This is a genomic window from Halorubrum persicum (assembly GCF_002727125.1).
In the GTDB taxonomy this organism is placed as follows: domain Archaea; phylum Halobacteriota; class Halobacteria; order Halobacteriales; family Haloferacaceae; genus Halorubrum; species Halorubrum persicum.
Map to the genome: position 1 here is coordinate 1 of NZ_NHOA01000032.1, position 1636 is coordinate 1636.

The following is a 1636-nucleotide window of genomic DNA, read 5'->3' on the forward strand; positions in this document are numbered from 1 at the left end:
CCGCGTCGTCGCCGACCGCGTTCACCGTGAGCCACGCGCCGTTGTCCGCGAACGTGACTTGCACGCGCGGGAGGACGAACCGGGCCTCGGGGAACGGCCCCCACGGGTCGCCGTCGCATCCGCCCTCGTGGAAAGCGAACCCGCCGAACAGCCGCGGGCGGGCGGCCTCGGTCCCCGCGTGGACGTCGCCGGTGTCGAACAGCTCGTCGGCCCCGGTCCGGATCGCTGCGAACCGGTCCGGGCCGCTCGCGGTCAGCGTCGCGGCCGCCCCGCTGGCGAGCACGAGCGCGTCGTCCGGCGCGTTCCACGCCGTCCGTGGCGCCGGCAGGGCGTCGAAGGCGGCCGCGAACGCGGGCCTCTCGATCCCGGTCGTGCGACTGACGAGGGTCGGCGCCGGGGACGAACGCACCCGTTCCATTGACCGTTGATCGGGTCCGAGGAACCTTTATCCTGACTATCGCAGTACCGGGCGTTCCGACGCGTTAGCTGTAGCGCTCCTCGTTCCAGGGGTTCGCGGTGTCGCTGTAGCCGCGCTTCTCCCAGTAGCCGAGCGCCTTGTCGGTGAGGAATTCGACGCCGGAGACCCACTTCGCCCCCTTATACGCGTACTTGTGCGGGGTGACGACGCGGATCGGGCCGCCGTGGTCGGCGGGCAGGTCGTCGCCGTCGAACCCGTACGCGAACAGCACGCCCTCGCGGGCGCACGCCTCCAGCGAGAGGTTCGTGGTGTAGCCGTCGAGCGCGTGGAACAGGACGTGGTCGGCGTCGTCGTGCACGCCCGCGCGATCGACGATCTCGCCGAACTCGACCCCGGTGAACGTGCAGTCGAACTTGCTCCAGCCGGTCACGCAGTGGAAGTCCTGCCGCTGAGTCGCTGCGGGGAGATCCCGGAACGCGGAGAGCGAANNGCGTCGGCGGCGCCGGCGTCAGTCATGGCCGTCCGTACGCGCCGGCGTCACGTATGAATGTCGTTCTCGCGAGAGCGGCCGACGAGTCGGGTCGGTGCCGCGGGGGCCTCACATGTTTGTAGAGGCGCAGGAGTTTCAGCATATAAAATAGACGTTTGGAATTCTAAAACAACACTTTCAACTTTACCCGAGTTCGGTTTCTAATACTCATAGCATCGACGCCACATTTATATACCCATTCCCATTACTCCCCAGCAGGAAATGCCACAAGTAGAGATAACCGTGCCGGAGCATCTGGAGATGCAGATCGCTCAGATGGTCGAGCAGGGAGAGTTCCTCAACCGCGAGGAAGCGGTCGAAGAGCTCCTGTCGACGGGGATAAAGGCGTTCAAGACGAGCGGTCCGAGAGACGACGAGGACTCCAGCGGGTTCGAGGACGAAGGCATGATGGGCCACGAAGACGAGTACGTCTTCTGAGCCGCTCCGGTCCTCCGGCCCGCTCGGACGAGGTCCAATCTGCCCCTCCGACGCCGGTTCACCCGCCGCGTTCCGGTTCGCCTCGTTCGCGGTTCGTCCCGCGTTTCGTCTTCGCGTCGCCTCCAAGTCGCCCCCAGGGGAGTGCGTTGCGAGCGGGACGCCGAAACGCTACAGAACCGTGCGTATACCCCTCAACAACGCTTAAAGGGCATACGCCCCGTATCAAGGGTATGCACAAAGACGAGCTCCTC

The 1636-nt window shown here is 65.9% G+C and carries 1 protein-coding gene and 2 pseudogenes; 1 reads left to right on the forward strand and 2 read right to left on the reverse strand.

Annotation, left to right across the window (positions count from 1 at the left end):
* Nucleotides 1-418 (reverse strand): annotated as a pseudogene (locus DJ69_RS05020) (isochorismate synthase); the annotation flags it as partial.
* Between the two features lie 64 nt (nt 419-482).
* Nucleotides 483-905, reverse strand: a pseudogene (locus DJ69_RS05025) (molybdopterin-dependent oxidoreductase); the annotation flags it as partial.
* 264 nt (nt 906-1169) lie between these two features.
* Here DJ69_RS05025 and DJ69_RS05030 point away from each other — a divergent pair.
* Nucleotides 1170-1385 carry a DUF7120 family protein gene (locus DJ69_RS05030; RefSeq protein WP_004045951.1) on the forward strand — a complete coding sequence of 72 codons (216 nt, stop codon included), beginning with the start codon at nt 1170-1172 and terminating at the stop codon, nt 1383-1385.
* Nucleotides 1386-1636 lie beyond the last annotated feature (251 nt).